The organism is Telluria sp. ZB2R32 (assembly GCF_059685715.1).
In genome coordinates this window covers 101,867-121,768 of record NZ_JCASIG010000009.1, presented here as the reverse complement: position 1 = coordinate 121,768, position 19,902 = coordinate 101,867, and the positions used below count along the sequence as shown (strand labels likewise).

The following is a 19,902-nucleotide window of genomic DNA, read 5'->3' as shown; positions in this document are numbered from 1 at the left end:
ATCCGGTCAGTTCACCTTCAGCCTTCCTGTCCAACCAAATAATAAAGTGGTCTTGCCACTTTTGACCTCCAGCGCTACTATCGGCCTGAGCAGTTCAAGGCGCAAGGCGCATTCGCACTGCCCCATGACAACGACAGGAGACCGAAATGAATGGAGAGAATGGGCGCACCTTCGACCGGCGCGCGGCATTGAAGGCGGCCGGCGCGGCTGGCCTGCTGCTGGCGGGCGCACCGGCATGGTCGGCGACATCGTCGTCGCGCAAGCGCTATGCGGTCGTCGGCGTCGGCTCGCGCGCGCGCATGTTCACGCGCGCCATCACCGACAAGTTCAGCGACAACAACGAGATCGTCGGCATCTGCGACCGCAACGCCGGGCGCGCCGCGCTCGCGGTGAAGACCATCACCGCCACCGGCAAGAGCGCGCCGCTCGCCTTTGCGGCTACCGATTTCGAGCGCATGATCAAGGAAACGAAGCCGCAGTACGTGATCGTCACCACCACCGACGCCAGCCACGACGACTACATCGTGCGCGCGCTCGACGCCGGCTGCGACGTGATCACCGAAAAGCCGATGACGACCACCGCCGAAAAGGCGCAGCGCATCCTCGACGCCGTCAAGCGCAGCGGGCGCCACATCCGCGTCACCTTCAACTACCGCTACTCGCCGCCGCGCACCCAGATCAAGGATCTGCTGATGTCGGGCGAGATCGGCGACGTGATCTCGGTCGACTTCACCTGGTTGCTGAATACCGTGCACGGCGCCGACTACTTCCGCCGCTGGCACGCCAACAAGGCCAATTCGGGCGGCCTGATGGTGCACAAGTCGACCCACCACTTCGACCTGGTCAACTGGTGGCTCGGCGCCCAGCCGGAAAGCGTTCATGCCTTCGGCTCGCGCCAGTTCTACACGCCGGAAACGGCGCGCCGCATGGGCCTGTCCGGCCCGCACGAGCGTTGCCTGACGTGCCCGGAAAAGCAGAAGTGCAGCTTCTACTTCGACCTCGCCGCCGACCCGGGCCTGAAATCGCTCTACCTCGACAACGAGCGGTTCGACGGCTATTACCGCGACCGCTGCGTGTGGCGTCCGGACATCGACATCGAAGACACGATGAACGTCATGGTCCGCTACGACAACGGCGCCCACCTGAACTACGCGCTGTCGGCCTACGACGCCTGGGAGGGCTACCACATCGCCTTCAACGGCACCAAGGGCCGCATCGAGCACCGCATCGTCGAATCCGGCGGCGCGGCGGGCGCGGCCAAGGTCCAGAGCGGCAACGAGAACGTCTCGATCCGCGTGATCCCGATCCGCGGCCAGGCGCGCGACATCACGCCCTGGAGCGGCAAGGGCAGCCACGGCGGCGGCGACGACGTCATGCTCACCGAAATCTTCGGCGAGGCGCCGCCCGACAAGTACAAGCGCGTCTCCGACGAACGGGCCGGCGCCTGGTCGGCCCTGGTCGGCATCGCCGCCAACAAGTGCTTCGCCACCGGCCAGACCGTACGCATCGCCGACCTGGTGACCGGCCTCACGCCGCCCGACCGCGCGCCGATGCCGGACCGCAGCGCGCCGGTGCCGATGCCGATCCGGATCAAGATTCCTTGATGCGGTGGCGGATTCATGACGTGACATCACGAATCGGCGTATGATTATTGATAGCCCATCACTAATATGGGACATCACGGGCTGCCAGCATGGCGCAAATCGTAGGGTGGACTCCGTCCACGCGTAACATCCGAAGGGCCTGCGGCGCCGGCTCTGGAGCAGCAGTTGGCTGCTCGGGGTTCACGCGTGGACGGAGTCCACTCTACGTCCTCGGAATGCATGCATCCAGGCCCGGCCGCCATTCAACCCGCCGCGGTCACGAGCCGGTAGCCCACTCCCGTCTCCGTCAATAAAAACCGCGGCTGCGCCGGATCGTCTTCCAGCTTGTGGCGCAGGTGCCCCATGTAGATGCGCAGGTAGTGTCCGTCCTCGAGGTGCGACGGCCCCCACACGGCGCGCAGCAGTTGCGGGTTGGTGAGCATGCGGCCGGCGCCCGCCACCAGCACCGCCAGCAGCCTGAATTCGGTCGGCGTCAGGTGCACGCCGGCGCCGCCTTTCGTCACGCGCCGGTCCTTCAGGTCGACCGTGACGTCGCCAAAGCGCACGACACCCGCATCGGCCAGGTCAGGCTGGCGCCGCCGCCGCAGCGTGGCCCGCACCCGGGCCTGCAGTTCCCCGACACCGAACGGCTTGGTGAGATAGTCGTCGGCGCCGGCGTCGAGCGCGGCGATCTTGTCGCCCTCGGCGGTGCGCGCGGACAGCACGATCACCGGCACGCCCGACCAGGTACGCACTTCGTGGATGAAATCGATACCGTCGCCGTCCGGCAAGCCCAGGTCGAGGATGACCAGGTCCGGCGTGCGCGTGCCGGCATCGATCAGGCCGCGCTGGACACTCGCCGACTCGTGCACGTGCCAGCCCTCTTCCTCCAGCGCGGCGCGCACGAAGCGGCGGATCTGCGGTTCGTCTTCCACCAGCAAGGCCAATGGCGCGATGTCGTTCATTCGTTGGTCCTCGTTTCCATGTCAGGCTCGCAGGGCGCCGGCGGCTGCCCCAGCGGAAGGCTGATGACGAAGGCGGCGCCGCCCAGCGTCGACCTGGCGCAGGCGATGCTGCCGCCGTGCGCGTCGACGATGGCGCGGCAAATCGCCAGGCCAAGGCCAACCCCGCTGCGCGCCGCCTCGCGCTCGCCGCGCGTGAATTTTTCGAACATTTCCTCCTCACGCCCCGGGGCCACGCCGGGCCCGTCGTCGGCCACCGTCAGGGTCGCCATGGCGCCGCGCAGGGCCGCGCGAATTTCGATCCGGGACCCCTGCGGCGTGTACTTCGCGGCGTTCTCCAGCAGGTTGCACAGCACGCGCTCGAGCAGCACCGCGTCGAAGCGCAGCAGCGGGAAGGCGGCCGGGATGCTGGTCGTGACGACGTGGCCGGCCAGCTGCGGCGCCATCAGGCGCAAGGCGGTGCCCACGGCCTCCTCCAGCGCCTGCCACTCGAGCGCCAGTTTAACCTGCCCGCTCTGCAGGCGCGCCATGTCGAGCAGGTTCGCGACCAGGGCGCTCATGCGCAGCGACTCGGCGTGCAGGCCGCGCGCCATCTCCATCTGGGCCGGCGCCAGGGCGGGCTTCGAGCGCGCCAGCGATTCGGACAGGCCCACCAGCAGGGTCAGCGGCGTGCGCAGGTCGTGCGAGAGCGCCGCCAGCAGCGAATTGCGCAGGCGTTCGGTCTCCATGTTGACCAGTGCGCCCTGCGCGACCTCGATGTAGTGCACACGCTCGAGCGCGATCGCGGCCAGCGCGGCGAAGGTATCGAGCTGGGTGCGCTGTTCCGGGACCAGGATCCAGTGCTGCCGCTCGGGTTCGAGCGCGAGCACGCCGCGCGTGCGCATCGGCGCGACCAGGGGCAGGTAGAAGAAGGAACCGGCCGGCAGGGTACCGGTGCCGAGGCCGGCCGCCTCCGCATGGTCGAAGGCCCACTGGGCAATGCCGAGGTCCGGCTGGCTGGCGCCGTCCTGCTCCGGCGCGACCAGGCGGCCGTCGGCATCGGGCAGGAGCAGCAGCGCCCGGGCGCGGAAGGTACGACCCAGGAAATCGCGGGTGGTGTCGAAGATCTGTTCGGCCTGCAGCGCGCCGGACAGTTCGCGCGCGAACTCGTAGAGGGCGCGCGAACGCCGTTCGCGGTGCGCCGCCACGCGCGCCTGGAAACGCAGGCCCGCGGTCAGCCCGCCGATGACCAGCCCCACCGCCAGCATGACGCCGAAGGTGATCAGGTACTGCAGGTCGGAGACGGCCAGCGAAAAGCGCGGCGCGACGAAGAAAAAGTCGAAACAGGCGACGCCGACGCAGGTGGCGACGACCGAGGCGCGCCGGCCCAGGCGCACGGCGACCAGCACCACCACCAGCAGGAACAGCATGGCGATGTTGGCCAGGTCGAGGTAAGGCAGCAGCGGCGTGGCCAGCAGCGCAGCGGCGAGGCTGCTGGCCGCGGCGATGGCGTACGACAGCCAGCTGTTGCGCGCTTTGGCGATTTCCTGCGCCGGCGCAGCCGCGACAGGCGCAGCGTGGGCCGCGGCGCCGACCTCGATCAGATCGACGTCGGGCGCCAGCGCGGCGATGCGGCGCGCATGCGGGGTGCGCCAGGGCCAGGTCTTGTGGGCGCGCGCCAGGACGATCTTCGACAGGTTGTGCTCGCGCGCGTAATCGACGATCGCGGCGCCGATGTCGGCGCCGGCCAGCACCGCCGTCGCCGCGCCCAGCTCGGCCGCCAGCCTCAAGGCCAGCAAGGTCTGCTCGCGCCGCGCCGCCGTCTGGCGCGCCAGTGCCGGGGTCTCGACGTACACCGCGTGCCAGTCGACGCCAAGCTGGCCCGCCAGCCGCGCGGTGCTGCGCACCACATGTTCGGCGCCCGGGCGCGGGCCCACGCAGGCCAGCAGGGCGCCGCCGGTTTTCCAGACCGTGTCGATCGACTGTTCGATGCGGTAGGCGCGCACGTCGTCCTCGATGCGGTCGGCGGTGCGGCGCAGGGCCAGTTCGCGCAGCGCGATCAGGTTACCCTTGCGGAAGAAATTCCTGGCCGCGCGTTCGGCCTGGGGCGCCCCGTACACCTTCCCGCTTTTCAGGCGCGCCAGCAGTTCGTCGGCGGGCAGGTCGACCAGCACGACTTCGTCGGCGGCGTCGAACACCGAGTCCGGCACCGTTTCCGCGACGCGGATCCCGGTGATCCCGCCGACCACGTCGTTCAGGCTTTCCAGGTGCTGGACGTTGACGGTGCTGAAGACGTCGATGCCGGCGTCGAGCAGTTCTTCCACATCCTGCCAGCGTTTCGGGTGGCGCGAACCGGGCGCGTTCGAATGCGCCAGTTCGTCCACCAGCACCAGCGCCGGACGGCGCGCCAGCGCGGCGTCGAGGTCGAATTCGGCCAGGGCATTGCCGCGGTGCGCGAGCATCCTGCGCGGCAGCACCTCGAGCCCTTCGAGCATGGCGGCGGTGTCCAGGCGCCCATGGGTTTCCACCACGCCCACCAGCGGCGCCCCGCCCTCGGCCTGCAGCTTGCGCGCGGCCGCGAGCATGGCCCAGGTCTTGCCGACGCCGGCCGACGCACCGAAATAGATGCGCAGCCGCCCGCGCGCAGCCTTGCGCTCCTGGCTCTGTACTTGCGCCAGCAGCGCGTCGGGGTCGGGGCGCCCGCTTTCGTTCGGTGACATCGGATCCTTTCGCGCGGCGTCAGCGGCCGGCCGGCGCCGGATTCGGGGCCGAATTCAGGGCCAGGTTCAGGGCCAGCACGTTCACGCGCGGCTCGCCCAGGAAGCCCAGCGTGCGCCCGACAGTATGGCGGTCGATCAGGGCGGCGACGTCCGCGCGCGGCAGTTTGCGCGCCGCCGCCACGCGGCCCGCCTGGTAGCGCGCGGCCGCCAGGCTGATCTCGGGATCGAGCCCGCTCGCGGACGCCGTCACCAGGTCGACCGGCACCGGCGCCGTATTGCCCGGGTCGGCCGCGCGCAGGGCGGCGATGCGGCCCTCCACCGCCTCGATCAGCGCCGGGTTGAGCGGCCCCTGGTTGGAGCCGGAACTGCCGCCGCCGTTGTTGGCCACCGGCGCCGTGGCCGACGGCCGGCCCCAGAAGTAGCCGGGCGCGGAGAAGGACTGGCCGATCAGGCGCGAGCCCACCGTTTTCCCCTCATGCAGGATCAGGCTGCCGGCGGCCGCGTCGGCGAAGGCGGCCTTGCCCATGCCGGTCACCAGTGCCGGGTAGAAGACGCCGACGACCAGCGTGAGCGCGCCGAACAGGACGAATGCGGGACGCAAGGTATTTTTCATGATGTTCGCTTTATGTACAGGTTCTTAAACCAGGTTCAGGACCGACACCACCATGTCGATCAGCTTGATGCCGACGAAAGGCAGGATGATACCGCCCACGCCATAGATCAGGATATTCCGGCGCAGCAGTGCCTGCGCCCCGATCGCGCGATAGCGCACGCCGCGCAGCGCCAGCGGGATCAGCACGATGATGATCAGCGCATTGAAGATCACCGCCGACATGATGGCCGAGTCGGGACTGGCCAGGCGCATCACGTTCAATGCTTCCAGCTGGGGATAGGTGCCGACAAAGGCCGCCGGAATGATCGCGAAGTACTTGGCGATGTCGTTGGCGATCGAAAAGGTGGTCAGCGAGCCGCGCGTCATCAGCATCTGCTTGCCGATCTCGACGATTTCGAGCAGCTTGGTCGGGTTCGAATCGAGGTCGACCATGTTGCCCGCCTCCTTGGCCGCTTGCGTGCCCGAGTTCATGGCCACCGCGACGTCGGCCTGGGCCAGCGCCGGGGCGTCGTTGGTGCCGTCGCCGGTCATGGCCACCAGCCGGCCCTGCGATTGATAATCGCGGATCAGTTTCAGCTTGTCCTCGGGTGTGGCCTCGGCCAGGAAGTCGTCGACGCCGGCCTCGGCCGCGATGGCCGCCGCGGTCAGCTTGTTGTCGCCGGTGATCATGACGGTCTTGATGCCCATCCGGCGCAGCTCGGCGAAGCGTTCGCGGATGCCGCCCTTGACGATGTCCTTGAGTTCGACCACACCCATCACGCGGGCGCCGTCGACCACCACCAGCGGCGTGCTGCCGCGGCGCGACACCTCGTCGACGATGCGCGCCATCGCGGCCGGCCAGGCTTCGCCCAGCGTCTCGACGTGCTTGCGCACGGATTCGGCGGCGCCCTTGCGCACCTGGCGCGCGCCGAGATCGATGCCGCTCATGCGGGTGTTGGCGCTGAACGGAATGAACACGGCCTGCAGGGCGGACATGTCGCGTTCGCGGATGCCGAACTTCTGCTTGGCGAGCACCACGATCGAGCGGCCTTCCGGCGTTTCGTCGGCCAGCGAGGCCAGCTGCGCAACGTCGGCCAGCTGCATCTCGGTGACGCCGGGCGCCGGGAAGAAGCCTGCCGCCTGGCGGTTGCCGAGCGTGATGGTGCCGGTTTTATCGAGCAGCAGGACATCGACGTCGCCGGCCGCCTCCACCGCCCGGCCCGAGGTGGCGATCACGTTCGCCCCCATCATGCGGCTCATGCCGGCCACGCCGATCGAGGACAGCAGCGCGCCGATGGTGGTCGGGATCAGGCATACCAGCAGCGCGACCAGCACGGTGGCGCTCACGGGGCTGCCGCTGCCGGCGGCCGCGACGCTGAACAGCGAGAACGGCAGCAGGGTCACGGTCACGACCAGGAACACGATGGTCAAGGCGACCAGCAGGATGGTCAGCGCAATCTCGTTCGGCGTCTTCTGGCGCCTGGCGCCCTCGACCATCGAGATCATGCGGTCGAGGAAGGTCTCGCCCGGGTTGACCGACACACGTACCACCAGCCAGTCCGACAACACCCGGGTGCCGCCCGTCACGGCGGAGAAATCGCCGCCCGATTCGCGGATCACCGGCGCCGATTCGCCCGTGATGGCGCTCTCGTCGACCGAGGCGACGCCTTCGACCACTTCGCCGTCGATCGGGATCACGTCGCCGGCCTCGACCAGGATGATATTGCCCTTGCGCAGATCGGTGCCGGGCAGCGCCAGCCAGGGCGTGCCATGCCTGGGCGTGGCCAGCTTCTTGGCCATCACGGTGCCCTTCAGGCCGCGCAGCGAGGCCGCCTGGGCCTTGCTGCGGCCCTCGGCCAGCGCCTCGGCGAAGTTCGCGAACAGCACCGTGAACCACAGCCAGGCGGCGATCGCCAGGACGAACCCGGAACTGCCGTCCTCCGGCGCATTGCCGAGCGACTGGATATACAGGTAGGTCGTCAGGATACTGCCGACATACACCACGAACATGACCGGGCTGCGCACTTGCGTGCGTGGGTCGAGCTTCCTGAAGGCATCGACGATCGCGGGCCAGACCAGGCTGGCATCGAACAGGGTCGGCGCCTTGCGCGGCGTTGCCGCCGGGGGCTGCGCCGTTGTTCCGGGCGTTGCTTCGGGCGCTGCTTTGGGCGCTGCTTTGGGTATTACTGATTCCGACAATTCTTGTGACATCGTGGGCTCCGTAGCCATGATTCGCGCTTTACTTGAGGTCATGCGCTTTACTTCGAATGGAGTTGCAGGTGTTCGACGACCGGGCCGAGGGCGAGGGAAGGAACGTAGTTCAGTACCCCGACCAGCAGCACCACCCCGACCAGCAAACCGACGAACAGCGGGCCGTGGGTGGGCATGGTGCCGGGATTGGCCTCGAGCCGCGGCTTGGCGGCCAGCGCCCCGGCGATCGCCAGCACCGGCACGATCACGGCGAAGCGCCCGAACCACATGGCAATGGCCAGCATGGTGTTGTAGAACGGCGTGTTGGCGGAGAGGCCGGCGAAGGCGCTGCCGTTGTTGTTGGCGGCCGAACTGAATGCGTACAGGATTTCGGAGAAGCCATGCGCACCCGGATTGGCCACGCCGGCGCGGCCGGCATCGAGCATGACCGCGATCGCCGTGCCGCCCAGCACCAGCAGCGGCGTGACCAGGATGACGATCGAGCTCATCTTCATCTCGTAGGCCTGGATCTTCTTGCCCAGGTATTCCGGCGTGCGTCCGATCATCAGGCCGGCGATGAACACGGCCAGGATGGCGAACACCAGCATGCCGTACAGGCCCGAACCAACGCCGCCGAAGACCACTTCGCCGAGCTGCATCAACAGCATCGGTACCGCACCGCCGAGCGGCGTGAACGAATCGTGCATGGCGTTCACGGCGCCGCAGGAGGCCGCGGTGGTCACCGCGGCGAACAGGCTGGAAGCGGCGATGCCGAAGCGCGTCTCCTTGCCTTCCATGTTGCCCCCGGCCTGCAGGGCGCCGGCCGACTGGTCCACGCCGAGCGCCGCCAGCTGCGGGTGCACCGACTGCTCGGCGCTCATCACGGCCAGGGTGGCGGCGACGAACAGCACGGTCATCGCGCCCAGCACCGCCAGGCCCTGGCGGCGGTCGCCGACCATGCGGCCGAAGGCGAAGCACAGGCCGGCCGGGATGATGAAGATGGCCAGCATCTCGACGAAGTTCGACAGCGGCGTCGGATTCTCGTACGGGTGGGCCGAGTTGGCATTGAAGAAGCCGCCGCCGTTGGTGCCGATCATCTTGATCGCTTCCTGCGAGGCGACCGGCCCCATGGCGATGGTCTGGGTGGTGGCCGTCACGCTTTCCATGACGGCCTCGCCCGCCGCGTCCGTCACTGGCTGGCCGTCGCCGCCGGTCTTCGGCACCGGGTAGGTCACCGGCTCGATCAGCTGGACTTCCTGGTAGGCCGAGAAGTTCTGGATCACGCCCTGCCCCATCAATATGGCCGACACCAGCAGCGACAGCGGCAGCAGCACGTACAGCGTGGAACGCGTCAGGTCGACCCAGAAGTTGCCGATGGTCTGCGCCGAGCGCGCGCTGAAGCCGCGGATCAGCGCGAACACGACGGCGATGCCGGTGGCGGCGGAGAAGAAGTTCTGTCCCGTCAGAGCCAGCATTTGCGTCAGGTAGCTCATGGTCTGTTCGCCGCTGTAACCCTGCCAGTTCGTGTTGGCGACAAAACTGACCGCGGTGTTGAAGGCCGAATCCGGGCTGACGCCGGGGAGCGCCTGCGGATTGAGCGGCAGCCAGGATTGCAGGCGCTGCAGGGCGTAGACGAACAGCGCGCCGATGGTGTTGAAGACCAGCAGGGAGAGCGCGTACGACTTCCAGCCCATGCCGGTTTCGGGCGCCACGCCGCCGGCCTTGTACAGCAGGCGCTCGATGCCGCCCATCCAGGCCAGGCCGGGCACGGGACCGCCGCCGCCGACGCGCGCCAGCACCAGCCCGAGCGGCCAGGCGAGCGCGAACAGGACGGCGAGGAAGGCGCCCAGCAGCGCCAGTGATTGCAAGGTCATCACAATTCCTCCGCTTTCACGAGCGCGCGGACCAGGTAGGCCAGCAGGCCGAGCGCAACGAGCGCACCGATGAGCCAGGTTTCCATTATTTGCCTCCCAGGCTGTCGCAGCCGGCCGCAAAGGCCTGGCAGAGTGCGAAGAACAGGGCCAATGCGCCGATGTAGATGATGTCCATGTGATCCCTCTTGAACTGCTGTTTTTGGTAGGGCAAGCGTAGCGCCTGCTCCGTAAAAATTTTATAAAGACTGACGGGCCTGGCGTAAACAAGCCGTAAAAATCGGACGCCGTGTAACGGACGTCCTGTAGCGGGACGCCCTGTCATGGGTCGCTTGGTCTCAGAACGTCTTGCTGACGGTGAGCACCAGCGCCGACTTGCCGAGGAACTTGCCGTCGGCCGCCGAGGCATACGCGCTCTCGCGGGCATTCGTCCCGATCCAGGCGAGCGCGCCGCTGACCACGCCGAAGTCCCTGGTGACGCCGACCTTCCAGTCCGTGTAGCTGGCCGCGTCGTTGTTCTCGATGCGCTGGCGCCCGGCGTGCAGGTTGACCACCAGCCCCTGCCCGGCTTCCAGGTTGGCGGAGAGGTCGAGGTAGCCGCTGTCCTTGCTGTCGACGAAACCGAACAGGTTGGTGACCGCGTGCGAATACTTCAGCAACGCCGGACCGAACGACAGCTGCCCGTAGACTTCGGTGGTATTGGCGTTGACGAAGCCCGGCACGGCGGCCAGCTCGTTCGATGGGTAGGCGTAGCGCAGCACGCCCAGGTCGTAGCCGAAGCCCGCCCCGAGTTCGCCGCGCTTGCCCGCGTACAGGTCGATCTCGACGTCGCCGTCGCCGCCCGCGTCCTTCGTCCATTTGATGGTGGACGCCCACATGCCGGCGTACAGGCCCGACGCGCTGTGGACGACGTCGGCGCCGCCCTGCAGCGCCGGTTTCAGGCGGGTCTGCGAGATGGCGCGGTAGCGGTAGTCGCTGGTGACGGCGACGTTGAAGCTGGTCGCGAACGTGGCGGCGCCGTCGGCGGCGCTGGCGATGCCGCTGAAGATGCTCATCAGGGCGGCGGCGAGGATTGCAGATTTCATGTCGGTCTTTCAGTCGTGCTTGTTAAAAAAACGGGCGTCCGCTAGTGGACGTAGATTTCGCGGTACAGCGAATGCAGTTCGGCGGCCGCCTCCGGGTCGCAGGTCGCGGCATCGCAGACACAGCGCCCGCGGCCGTAATCGCGTCCGCCATGCACGTGCAGCACCGTCGCGGCAAGCGAGGCGGACATCACGTGGGCGGTGTAGCGCCTGACGGCGGCCAGCCGTTCGGCCGCTGGCGTGGCGCCGTCGGTGACGACGACGAACAGCACCTTCAGGGCCGGGTTGAACATGCGCGCCGAGTTCAGGCGCGCGATCAGCGGGTAGTCGCGGTCGACGTCGATGTCGACGGTGACCGGCACCACCACGATGCGGGCGGCGATCAGCGCCGGCAGGCTGGCCTGGCTGTCGCGCCCGCCGGTGTTGATCAGCAGGTCGGCGTATTCGGGCGCCAGTTCCCTGATCTCGTGCTCCAGCACGCGGCTCGACGGGGCGCGGCCCGGAATCGAGGGCCATTGGCGGGCCGCGCGCCGCTCGCAGCTCCAGGTATAGGCGCTTTCGCGCGGGTCGGTGTCGATCAGGCAGATCTTGCGGCCGCTGCGCGCGCGCAGGACCGCCAGGTTCACCGATAACAGCGTCCGGAACAAGCCGCTCCCGGTGCCGGCAAGGGCGACGATCATGCCTGTGCTCCTCCCTCGGCATGCGCGCCCATTCGTGCGCCGGGAAACCGCTGCACGATGGTGGCGCCGAGCAGGTCGGCGAAGGGCTGCTGCACGCACAGCCACACCTGGATGCGGGCGCCGCCGGCGCAGATGGCGATGCGCATGAATTCGAACGCGTCCCCGCACAGGCGCATCGCCAGCTGGCGCAGCGTCGTGATCGATGCCGCGTCGATGGTCATCTGCAGGGTGCGGGTCTGCACCGGGCATGACACGGCATGCGGCGTGCGGGACGAACGCGCAGCGAATCCGGTGACGAATGGCGCGAGTGGTACGAATGGGTTCATGGTGCCTCTCCTGTGCTACGTAAGTGACGGAAAGAAGCGTAGCAAGCGAGGCATAAAGATTTTCTAAAAAATGCTGCTCGGCATGTAAACGCGACGTAAACACGGCGCTTTTTTCACGCTCTCATGGTGTTCAGTCGGTACGGCATGAACTTCGAAGTCATGCCGGAGCCGCACTGGCGCTGCAGCTATCCGGCGGTCATGCCTGGAGTCTTCGGGTTCGGTGCCTTCATGCGCCGCAGGCTCAGACGCGTGGGCTGGCTGTCGTTGTGCCCGTGGCGCCCGTGGCGGCCGAGGCGGCGGCGCGCAGGCGTTACAATACGCACCGTACTCGAACTGCAGGGAAAGCAATGATCATATTGAAGGTGCCGTACGCGGAAAAAGACGAAGCCAAGGCGCTGGGCGCGCGCTGGAACCCGACCCGCAAATGCTGGTACGTGCCGGACGGCAAGGACATGGAACCGTTCGCGCGCTGGATCGCCGCCGGCGGCGCCGAGAAACTCGACGGACTGGCTGCCAAGGCATCTTCATCGCGCGACGCCCATGGCGCCAAGCCGGTGATCGGCTCGAAATACGTCGAACTGGCGCACGCCTGCAATCCGTTCGAGGAATGCGCCGAATGCCGGCCGCGGCTCATCGAAAGCGGCTGGCTGGAAGCACACCAGGCAGTGCGCAAGCTGCTGGCCGGGCTGTAAAGCGTCGCGCCGGCCACACGTTTTACCAAAGCGCATTCAACAAGGCTTGCCCGGCCGTTATACTAGCGGGCGGCGCAAGGGGCCATGGCCTGCGCGCACCGGTCAACTCAATCTTCCCAAGGATACGATGCACAGTGACACCATCTCCCAGCGCCTGCGTTCGCTGGTCCGCTCCCTGCCGCGCACCGGCATCACGCTCGCCGAACTGGTGCATCGCGTCGGCGACGACGGCCTGCTGCTGCTGACCGCCCTGCTCACGCTGGTGTTCCTGATTCCGGTGTCGATCCCGGGCGTGTCGACCGTCTTCGGCGCGGCGATCCTGCTGATCGGGCTGGCGCGCCTGTTCCGGCGCGATCTGTGGATTCCGGCCAAAATCGAGCACCGCGTCATCGCCACCAAGAAGCTGCGCCCGCTGCTGCGCAAGGCCCTGCCCTGGCTGCAAAAGATCGAACGCGTGAGCCGTCCCGACCGCATCGGCTGGCTGGTGGCCGACGGCCCGGCAACGCACATGAACAACCTGTCGCTGATCCTGGGCGCGGTGCTGCTGATGATGCCGTTCGGCCTGATTCCCTTCAGCAATACCTTCCCGGCCGTGGCGCTGCTGTTCTTCGCCATCGGCCTGCTGCAGCGCGACGGCGTCTGCGTACTGCTGGGCCATATCAGCAACGTCGCGACCATCGTCTATTTTGCGCTGCTGATCGGCGGCGGCGGGCTGGCGGCACGCGAAGTGTTCCAGCGCATCACGGCCTGAAAAGTTCACAACGAGAGGAGACACCACATGTTCAACCACATCATGGTCGGCAGCAACGACATCGAACGTTCGAAGCGCTTCTACGACGCCGTGCTCGGCACACTGGGCGCGGGCGAGCCGGTGCGCAACAAGTCGGACAGCGGCCACACCCGCCTGTTCTACCGCCACGACGGCAACAGCTTTTGTGTGAGCGAACCGATCAACGACGAGGCGGCAACCCCTGCCAACGGCGGCACCATCGGCTTCAAGTGCAGCTCGCCAGAACAGGTGCAGCAATTCCACGACACCGCCGTCGCCCACGGCGGCACCTCGATCGAAAATCCGCCGGGCCTGCGCGAGGGCGCCATGGGCGCGCTGCACCTGGCCTATGTGCGCGATCCGGACGGCAACAAATTGTGCGCGCTGTATCGTCCGAAGTGAGTGCGAGCGATGGCGGAAATTGATTCCGCTTGCCGCCCGTCACGCTGAAGAAGCGGCAGTTCGTGTTGGAAAGCCTTGGGCCGATGCGTACCGTAGGGTGGGCACTTGTGCCCACGCGGCCGTGCAGCAGATGATCCGCGAGCATGCACATGGTCGCTCCGGAGGCAAACCCGGTTAGTCAGGGCACGAAAGAAACGCGTGGGCTCGAGAGCCCACCCTACGGTGCGCTTCGGCCAACAAACAACAAACAGCAGTTGGAGTGACCGACCTGAAGCAGGCGTGTCCGCCTCACTTCACCCGCTGCTTCTCCAGCTTCCGCGCCAGCGTCCTCCGGTGCATCCCCAGCCGCCTTGCCGCTTCCGAAATATTGAAATCCGTCTCGGCCAGCACCGCGTGAATATGCTCCCACTCCAGCGTCTTGATCGAGGTCGAGCGGTTGGTGACTTCGATGTCGGCATTGCCGGCCACGTGTCCGAAGGCGGCCTCGATGTCGTCCGTGTTCGACGGCTTGGCCAGGTACTGGCAGGCGCCGAGCTTGATCGCTTCGACTGCGGTGCCGATGCTGGCGAAGCCCGTCAGCACCACGATCAGCATTTCGGGGTCGTGCGCGTGCAGCAGCTGCACGCAGTTCAGGCCGGAGGAATTGCCCTTGAGTTTCAGGTCGACCACGGCGTAGCCGGGATCGCTGTCTTCGAGCACCCTGGCCGCTTCTTCGTAGCCGGGCGCATGCAGCACGCGGTAGCCGCGCCGTTCGAAGGAGCGGCCCAGGGTGCGGGCAAAGGCTTCGTCGTCTTCGACGATGAGGAGTACCGGCGCATCTTCCTGTAACAGATCAGCCATGTTCGCCCTCCGCGCCCAGTGCAATCGCCGCCAGCGGAATGGTCAGCGTCACCGCCGCCCCGCCCTCTTCGCGGTTGCGCGCCGTAACGCTGCCGCCGAGCGTGCGCGCCACGTTCACGACCAGGAACAGGCCGACGCCGGCGCCGGGCCGGCTCTTGGTCGACTGGTAGGGCTTGCCGAACTGGGCCAGCATGCCGGGGGCGAAGCCGGGGCCGCGGTCCGTGACTTCCAGGCGCAGTTTGCAATCCTCGACGCTCGCTTCCAGGCCGACCCAATCCGGCGAGGCTTCCAGCGCATTGTCGAGCAGGTTGTCGATGGTTTGCTTCAGGGCCGAGTCGAAGGCGACCGGGATGTCGTCGGCGATGCGGTTGTCGTAGTCGAACACCCCCACCTTGCGGCTGTCTTCCCACTCTTCGGCGAGGCCGTCGAGGAAGGTGTGGATGGTCGTGCGCACCGCCGACTCGCCGCGCGCGCTGCCGGCCGAGAGCAGGATGCCGCTGACGATCGACTTGCAGCGTTTCAGCTGGGTCTGCATCTCGGTGATTTCTTCCAGCAGGTCGGGACTGTCGCGAAAGGCCGGCATGCGCTTCCAGTCGCCCAGGATGACGGACAGGGTCGCCAGCGGCGTGCCCAGCTCGTGGGCGGCGCCCGAGGCGAGCAGGCCCATGCGCACGATATGGTCTTCCTCGGCGGCGCGCTGGCGCAGGTCGGCCAGCTGCGCCGCCTTGGCGCGCAAGGTGCCGCTGATGCGGGTAATGAAGATCACCAGGAGCGCCGCATTGATCGCAAAGCACAGCAGCATGCCCTGCACGTACAGGCTGGCGATACCGCGCGCATGGTCGAAAGGCAGCGCCAGCGGCTGGGCGAACACGGCGAGCAAGGCCAGGCACACCAGGGTGATGGCGACGATGGTCCAGGTCGACCAGGCTTCGAGGAGCACGGCCGAGATGATGATTTGCAGCAGGTACAGGAAGGCGAACGGGTTGGTGGTGCCGCCGGACAGGTAGAGCTGCACCGTGAGCGTGGCCACGTCGACCAGTAAGGCCATGAACAGTTCGCTGTTGGCGACCGGGCGCCGTTCGTGCCAGCGCAGGTGGCTGGCGATGTTGAAGGCGATCAGGCAGGCCAGCACCTGCAGCATGTGCACCAGCGGCAGGTTGATATCGAAGATCAGGATCGCCGCGGCAATCGTGGTGACCTGGCCGATGACGGCGATCCAGCGCAGCTCGATCAGCTGCAGCATGTTCTTGTGGCCGGCCGCGTATTCGACGGTGGCCTCGAGCGCCGAGGCCATCGACGGTGTTATTTTTGTGAGTAGATCAAGCTTTACTGCCATCGTTCCTGCCGGTTTCCCTGTTCGAACCCGTGCGCGCGACAAACCACCACGCGCCGAGCACCATCAAAGCAAGAGCATACCAAGTGATCGCATACACGAGGTGATTGTTTTGAAAGGAAATGACAGTCAGGCCGCCGACCGGGTGTTCCGGTGCGCTTGCCGGGTCCTGCCCGCGCCGCGCATCGACGAAAAATGGTGCAACGTTGGAAAGCCCGCGCGCGGCGGCGATGGCGGCAACGTCGCGCGAGAACCAGCGGTTGCCGGCCGGGTCGTTGTCGCGCAGGAAGCCGCCGCCCGGTTCAGTAATGCGCAACAAGGCGGTGAACCTGTGGGGGGCGCCGGCCACGCCGACGCAGGGATTGCCTTCAGCGCGCCGCGCCGGATAGCGCCCGCGCGCATCGGCGGCGGGAATGAAGCCGCGGTTGACCAGGACGATGCTGCCGTCCGCCGTGCACAGCGGCGTGACCAACCAGAAGCCGGCGCCCAGTTCGGACACGGCTTGCACCGGTGTGGAAAATTCGTAGAGGAAGTGTCCGGCCAGGCGTACGTGCCGGTATTCGTCGGATTCTTTTGAAACTTGCGACCAGCGCGCCGCGGGAGGCGGCGCTACCGGTTGTGCGCCGACGCGCGATTCGACACGTTCGATCAGGGCCAGTTTCCATTGCAGGCGTTGCACCTGCCAGGTCCCCAGCCCCGCGAACAGCACGATCAGGCACAGGCCGATGAGCGCCAGGACGATGCGCACCGCGCTGCGTGGCCGCTTCATCCCGGGTTCAGCCGCATGCGCCGGATCGTGCCGGTCCATCATTGCATGTCGTGGTTGCCGTGGCCGGTCATGCCGGCTGCGTCGCCCATGCCAGGCATCATGTTGGCGTTCATGTGGTACATGACCCAGATCGAGCCGGCCAGGATGATACCCAGCAGGACGATGGTCAGGATCAGCGCCATCATGTTCCAGCCGCCCTCGGACTTCGAGTTCATGTGCAGGAAGTAAATCATGTGGACGACAACCTGCACGCCGGCGAAGCCCATGATGACGAAGCGCGTCATTTCCGGCTCGATCACATTGCCCATGACCAGCCAGAACGGGATCACCGTCAGGATCACGGCCAGCACGAAGCCGATCGTGTAGTCCTTCAGGCTGTAATGCACGCCCGGCTCGTCGCCATGGCTGTGGCCGTGGAGCGCATCGTGGGCATTGTGCGCGTCGTGGCCGTGGTTGTGGTGGCCGTTGCTCATGGCAGCACTCCCATCAGGTAAACAAAGGTGAAGACGAAGACCCAGACCACGTCCAGGAAGTGCCAGAACATCGACAGGCAAGCCATGCGGCGCAGGTTCTCGACCGACAGGCCGTGCTTGGCCAGCTGGAACATCAGCGTGACCAGCCAGACGATACCGAACAGCACGTGCAGGCCGTGGGTGCCGACCAGCGAGAAGAACGCGGTCAGGAAGGCGCTGCGCGACGGGCCGGCGCCCTCGTGGATCAGGTGGTAGAACTCGTAGATTTCCAGCGCCAGGAAGCAGGCGCCGAGCACACCGGTGATACCGAGCCAGAGCTGGGCCTTGCCCAGGTTCTTCGCCTGCGCCGAGATCATCGCGAAGCCGAAGGTGATCGACGACACCAGCAGGAAAGCCGTGTTGATGGCCACCAGCTTGAGGTCGAACAGTTCGGCGCCGGACGGACCGCCGGCGTAGTTGCGGCCGAGGACAGCCCAGGTCGCGAACAGGCTGGCGAAGATCAGGCAGTCGCTCATCAGGTAAATCCAGAAACCCAGCATGGTGCCGTGTTCCGGATGATGCTCGCGCACGTGGTAGCGCGAGCCGGCGTCGGCCCCGGGGGCACCGGGGTGAGCGTTCAGGGTTGCGTTAATTTCAGACATGGGCTTCCAGCAATTTAGTGCGTGCGTTCTCGGTGCGGGTCACTTCTTCCGCCGGGATGTAATAGTCACGCTTGTAGTTGAACGTATGGACAATGACGGCAATCATCATGGCGATGAACGACAGGCCGGTCAGCAACCACATGTGCCAGATGATCGCGAAACCGAGCACCATCGACAGCGCCGAGATCACGAAACCAGCCCAGGTGTTCTTCGGCATGTGGATCGCGACGTAATCCTTCAGCGGACGGGTCCAGCCATTCTTCTTCATGTCGGCGAAGGTGTCGTTGTCGTACACGACCGGCGTGAACGCGAAGTTGTAGTCAGGCGGTGGCGACGAGGTCGCCCACTCCAGCGTACGGCCATCCCATGGGTCGCCGGTGACGTCGACGTTCTTCTTGCGGTCGCGCCAGGAGACGAAGATCTGCATCAGGAGGGCCGCGATACCGCCGGCGATCATCAGGGTGCCGATGAACGAGATCACGAACAGCCACTGCATTTCAGGGTCTTCGAAGTGGCTCGAACGACGGGTCACGCCCATGAAGCCCAGGATATAGCCCGGCAGGAAGGCGACCCAGAAACCGATCGACCACAGCCAGAACGAGATCACGCCCCAGAACTTGTTGAGCTTGAAGCCGAACATCTTCGGGAACCAGTAGTTGAAGCCCGCGAACAGACCGAACAGCACGCCGCCGATGATGACGTTGTGGAAGTGGGCGATCAGGAACAGCGAGTTGTGCAGCACGAAGTCGGCCGCCGGAATCGCCAGCATCACGCCGGTCATGCCGCCGATGGTGAAGGTCAGCATGAACGACACGGTCCACATCATCGGCAGTTCGAAACGGATACGGCCGCGGTACATCGTGAACAGCCAGTTGAAGATCTTCGCGCCGGTCGGGATCGAGATGATCATCGTGGTGATACCGAAGAACGCGTTGACGCTCGCACCCGAACCCATGGTGAAGAAGTGGTGCAGCCAGACCAGGTACGACAACACCATGATGACGACGGTCGCATACACCATCGAGGTGTAGCCGAACAGGCGCTTGTTGCAGAAGGTCGAGACGACTTCCGAGAAGATACCGAAGGCCGGCAGGATCAGGATGTACACCTCGGGGTGGCCCCAGATCCAGATCAGGTTCACGTACAGCATGGCGTTGCCGCCCTTGTCGTTCGTGAAGAAGTTGGTGTCGAACAGGCGGTCCATGCCCAGCATCGCCAGGGTGGCGGTCAGGATCGGGAACGACATGACGATCAGGATGTTGGTGCAGAGCGAGGTCCAGGTGAACACTGGCATCTTCATCAGGTCCATGCCCGGTGCGCGCATCTTGACGATGGTGACGATCAGGTTGACCCCTGAGAGCAATGTACCCACGCCCGCAATCTGGAGTGACCATATGTAGTAGTCGACGCCGACACCCGGACTTGCCAGGATACCCGACAGCGGCGGGAAGGCCAGCCAGCCGGTACGCGCGAATTCACCGACGAACAGCGAGGCCATGACCAGCACGGCGCCCATGGTCGTCATCCAGAACGAGAAGTTGTTCAGGAACGGGAAGGCCACGTCGCGGGCGCCGATCTGCAGCGGCACGACGTAGTTCATCAGGCCCGTCACGAACGGCATCGCCACGAAGAAGATCATGATCACGCCGTGGGCGGTGAAGACCTGGTCGTAGTGGTGCGGCGGCAGGAAGCCGGCGTTCTCGCCGAACGAGATCGCCTGCTGGGCGCGCATCATGAGCGCGTCGGCGAAGCCGCGCAGGAACATCACGAGGCCCAGGATCATGTACATGATGCCGATTTTCTTGTGGTCGATACTGGTAATCCAGTCGCGCCACAGGGTGCCCCACAGGCGGAAGTAGGAGATCAGGCCCAGGAGGGCCGCACCGCCGACAAGCACGCCTGCGAAGGTAGCGAGCAGGATCGGCTCGTGGAACGGAATCGCGTCCCAGCTGAGCCGTCCGAAGATAAGCTTCGTCAAGTCAAATGAGTCTTGCATGG

19 protein-coding genes are annotated in these 19,902 nt (G+C 66.3%); 4 read left to right on the top strand and 15 right to left on the bottom strand.

Going from position 1 to position 19,902, the window contains the following annotated elements:
* Nucleotides 1-146 precede the first annotated feature (146 nt).
* Nucleotides 147-1,604, top strand: coding sequence for a Gfo/Idh/MocA family protein (locus tag AC56LG_RS22485; RefSeq protein ID WP_497168249.1), 1,458 nt, complete (start codon nucleotides 147-149; stop codon nucleotides 1,602-1,604).
* A gap of 242 nt (nucleotides 1,605-1,846) precedes the next feature.
* Here AC56LG_RS22485 and kdpE read toward each other — a convergent pair whose 3' ends face one another.
* The 9 genes from kdpE to AC56LG_RS22440 form a co-directional block, all read right to left on the bottom strand.
* On the bottom strand, nucleotides 1,847-2,548 hold the full coding sequence (gene kdpE / locus AC56LG_RS22480) for a two-component system response regulator KdpE (protein ID WP_497168248.1): 702 nt from the start codon (nucleotides 2,546-2,548) through the stop codon (nucleotides 1,847-1,849).
* Nucleotides 2,545-5,244, bottom strand: a complete 2,700-nt coding sequence (kdpD, locus tag AC56LG_RS22475; protein WP_497168247.1) for a two-component system sensor histidine kinase KdpD — start codon at nucleotides 5,242-5,244, stop codon at nucleotides 2,545-2,547. The genes kdpE and kdpD overlap by 4 nt, the downstream gene beginning before the upstream one ends.
* Before the next feature lie 19 nt (nucleotides 5,245-5,263).
* Nucleotides 5,264-5,857, bottom strand: a complete 594-nt coding sequence (gene kdpC, locus AC56LG_RS22470) for a potassium-transporting ATPase subunit KdpC (protein WP_497168246.1) — start codon at nucleotides 5,855-5,857, stop codon at nucleotides 5,264-5,266.
* 24 nt (nucleotides 5,858-5,881) lie between these two features.
* The gene (kdpB, locus tag AC56LG_RS22465; protein ID WP_497168245.1) at nucleotides 5,882-8,047 is read right to left on the bottom strand and encodes a potassium-transporting ATPase subunit KdpB; all 2,166 of its coding nucleotides are present in this window, start codon (nucleotides 8,045-8,047) and stop codon (nucleotides 5,882-5,884) included.
* A gap of 47 nt (nucleotides 8,048-8,094) precedes the next feature.
* Complete coding sequence (kdpA, locus tag AC56LG_RS22460) at nucleotides 8,095-9,900, bottom strand: potassium-transporting ATPase subunit KdpA (protein WP_497168244.1); 1,806 nt, start codon at nucleotides 9,898-9,900, stop codon at nucleotides 8,095-8,097.
* An 85-nt stretch (nucleotides 9,901-9,985) separates the two neighbouring features.
* Nucleotides 9,986-10,075, bottom strand: a complete 90-nt coding sequence (locus AC56LG_RS22455; RefSeq protein WP_497168243.1) for a potassium ABC transporter ATPase — start codon at nucleotides 10,073-10,075, stop codon at nucleotides 9,986-9,988.
* 160 nt (nucleotides 10,076-10,235) lie between these two features.
* On the bottom strand, nucleotides 10,236-10,982 hold the full coding sequence (locus AC56LG_RS22450; RefSeq protein WP_497168242.1) for a TorF family putative porin: 747 nt from the start codon (nucleotides 10,980-10,982) through the stop codon (nucleotides 10,236-10,238).
* Nucleotides 10,983-11,023: 41 nt separating this feature from the next.
* The gene (locus AC56LG_RS22445) at nucleotides 11,024-11,659 is read right to left on the bottom strand and encodes a ParA family protein (RefSeq protein ID WP_497168241.1); all 636 of its coding nucleotides are present in this window, start codon (nucleotides 11,657-11,659) and stop codon (nucleotides 11,024-11,026) included.
* The gene (locus tag AC56LG_RS22440) at nucleotides 11,656-11,985 is read right to left on the bottom strand and encodes a hypothetical protein (protein ID WP_497168240.1); all 330 of its coding nucleotides are present in this window, start codon (nucleotides 11,983-11,985) and stop codon (nucleotides 11,656-11,658) included. The genes AC56LG_RS22445 and AC56LG_RS22440 overlap by 4 nt, the downstream gene beginning before the upstream one ends.
* Nucleotides 11,986-12,332: 347 nt before the next feature.
* On the opposite strand from AC56LG_RS22440, the gene AC56LG_RS22435 reads away from it, so the two are divergent.
* The 3 genes from AC56LG_RS22435 (at nucleotide 12,333) to AC56LG_RS22425 (ending at nucleotide 13,848) form a co-directional block, all read left to right on the top strand.
* Entirely contained in the window at nucleotides 12,333-12,677 is a 345-nt protein-coding gene (locus AC56LG_RS22435) for a DUF5710 domain-containing protein (RefSeq protein WP_497168239.1), read from the top strand.
* 127 nt (nucleotides 12,678-12,804) lie between these two features.
* On the top strand, nucleotides 12,805-13,428 hold the full coding sequence (locus AC56LG_RS22430) for an exopolysaccharide biosynthesis protein (protein WP_497168238.1): 624 nt from the start codon (nucleotides 12,805-12,807) through the stop codon (nucleotides 13,426-13,428).
* Nucleotides 13,429-13,455: 27 nt separating this feature from the next.
* Nucleotides 13,456-13,848, top strand: coding sequence for a VOC family protein (locus AC56LG_RS22425; RefSeq protein WP_497168237.1), 393 nt, complete (start codon nucleotides 13,456-13,458; stop codon nucleotides 13,846-13,848).
* A gap of 288 nt (nucleotides 13,849-14,136) precedes the next feature.
* Here the strand turns inward: AC56LG_RS22425 and AC56LG_RS22420 are convergent, their stop codons facing one another.
* From AC56LG_RS22420 to cyoB, 6 genes are read right to left on the bottom strand one after another with little or no spacing between them, the layout of a single operon-like run.
* Nucleotides 14,137-14,688: a response regulator transcription factor gene (locus AC56LG_RS22420; RefSeq protein WP_497168236.1), complete on the bottom strand. Its 552-nt coding sequence runs from the start codon at nucleotides 14,686-14,688 to the stop codon at nucleotides 14,137-14,139.
* On the bottom strand, nucleotides 14,681-15,982 hold the full coding sequence (locus tag AC56LG_RS22415) for an ATP-binding protein (protein ID WP_497168235.1): 1,302 nt from the start codon (nucleotides 15,980-15,982) through the stop codon (nucleotides 14,681-14,683). Before AC56LG_RS22415 ends, AC56LG_RS22420 begins: the two co-directional genes overlap by 8 nt.
* 25 nt (nucleotides 15,983-16,007) lie before the next feature.
* Nucleotides 16,008-16,790: an SURF1 family protein gene (locus AC56LG_RS22410; RefSeq protein ID WP_497168234.1), complete on the bottom strand. Its 783-nt coding sequence runs from the start codon at nucleotides 16,788-16,790 to the stop codon at nucleotides 16,008-16,010.
* Nucleotides 16,791-16,828: 38 nt separating this feature from the next.
* Nucleotides 16,829-17,263 carry a cytochrome o ubiquinol oxidase subunit IV gene (cyoD, locus tag AC56LG_RS22405; RefSeq protein ID WP_497168233.1) on the bottom strand — a complete coding sequence of 145 codons (435 nt, stop codon included), beginning with the start codon at nucleotides 17,261-17,263 and terminating at the stop codon, nucleotides 16,829-16,831.
* Entirely contained in the window at nucleotides 17,260-17,904 is a 645-nt protein-coding gene (gene cyoC / locus AC56LG_RS22400) for a cytochrome o ubiquinol oxidase subunit III (protein ID WP_497168232.1), read from the bottom strand. Before cyoC ends, cyoD begins: the two co-directional genes overlap by 4 nt.
* Nucleotides 17,897-19,900 carry a cytochrome o ubiquinol oxidase subunit I gene (cyoB, locus tag AC56LG_RS22395; protein ID WP_497168231.1) on the bottom strand — a complete coding sequence of 668 codons (2,004 nt, stop codon included), beginning with the start codon at nucleotides 19,898-19,900 and terminating at the stop codon, nucleotides 17,897-17,899. Before cyoB ends, cyoC begins: the two co-directional genes overlap by 8 nt.
* Between the last annotated feature and the right edge of the window lie 2 nt (nucleotides 19,901-19,902).

What these genes read in the sequence shown, in the direction of transcription:
- kdpB (WP_497168245.1), bottom strand. Translation starts at nt 8,047, where the DNA reads ATGTCACAAGAATTGTCGGAATCAGTAATACCCAAAGCAGCGCCCAAA.
- AC56LG_RS22425 (WP_497168237.1), top strand. Translation starts at nt 13,456, where the DNA reads ATGTTCAACCACATCATGGTCGGCAGCAACGACATCGAACGTTCGAAG.
- cyoB (WP_497168231.1), bottom strand. Translation starts at nt 19,900, where the DNA reads ATGCAAGACTCATTTGACTTGACGAAGCTTATCTTCGGACGGCTCAGC.
- AC56LG_RS22435 (WP_497168239.1), top strand. Translation starts at nt 12,333, where the DNA reads ATGATCATATTGAAGGTGCCGTACGCGGAAAAAGACGAAGCCAAGGCG.
- kdpA (WP_497168244.1), bottom strand. Translation starts at nt 9,900, where the DNA reads ATGACCTTGCAATCACTGGCGCTGCTGGGCGCCTTCCTCGCCGTCCTG.
- AC56LG_RS22415 (WP_497168235.1), bottom strand. Translation starts at nt 15,982, where the DNA reads ATGGCCTCGGCGCTCGAGGCCACCGTCGAATACGCGGCCGGCCACAAG.
- AC56LG_RS22430 (WP_497168238.1), top strand. Translation starts at nt 12,805, where the DNA reads ATGCACAGTGACACCATCTCCCAGCGCCTGCGTTCGCTGGTCCGCTCC.
- AC56LG_RS22450 (WP_497168242.1), bottom strand. Translation starts at nt 10,982, where the DNA reads ATGAAATCTGCAATCCTCGCCGCCGCCCTGATGAGCATCTTCAGCGGC.
- AC56LG_RS22445 (WP_497168241.1), bottom strand. Translation starts at nt 11,659, where the DNA reads ATGATCGTCGCCCTTGCCGGCACCGGGAGCGGCTTGTTCCGGACGCTG.
- AC56LG_RS22485 (WP_497168249.1), top strand. Translation starts at nt 147, where the DNA reads ATGAATGGAGAGAATGGGCGCACCTTCGACCGGCGCGCGGCATTGAAG.
- AC56LG_RS22410 (WP_497168234.1), bottom strand. Translation starts at nt 16,790, where the DNA reads ATGAAGCGGCCACGCAGCGCGGTGCGCATCGTCCTGGCGCTCATCGGC.
- cyoC (WP_497168232.1), bottom strand. Translation starts at nt 17,904, where the DNA reads ATGTCTGAAATTAACGCAACCCTGAACGCTCACCCCGGTGCCCCCGGG.
- kdpD (WP_497168247.1), bottom strand. Translation starts at nt 5,244, where the DNA reads ATGTCACCGAACGAAAGCGGGCGCCCCGACCCCGACGCGCTGCTGGCG.
- cyoD (WP_497168233.1), bottom strand. Translation starts at nt 17,263, where the DNA reads ATGAGCAACGGCCACCACAACCACGGCCACGACGCGCACAATGCCCAC.
- kdpC (WP_497168246.1), bottom strand. Translation starts at nt 5,857, where the DNA reads ATGAAAAATACCTTGCGTCCCGCATTCGTCCTGTTCGGCGCGCTCACG.
- AC56LG_RS22440 (WP_497168240.1), bottom strand. Translation starts at nt 11,985, where the DNA reads ATGAACCCATTCGTACCACTCGCGCCATTCGTCACCGGATTCGCTGCG.
- AC56LG_RS22420 (WP_497168236.1), bottom strand. Translation starts at nt 14,688, where the DNA reads ATGGCTGATCTGTTACAGGAAGATGCGCCGGTACTCCTCATCGTCGAA.
- kdpE (WP_497168248.1), bottom strand. Translation starts at nt 2,548, where the DNA reads ATGAACGACATCGCGCCATTGGCCTTGCTGGTGGAAGACGAACCGCAG.
- AC56LG_RS22455 (WP_497168243.1), bottom strand. Translation starts at nt 10,075, where the DNA reads ATGGACATCATCTACATCGGCGCATTGGCCCTGTTCTTCGCACTCTGC.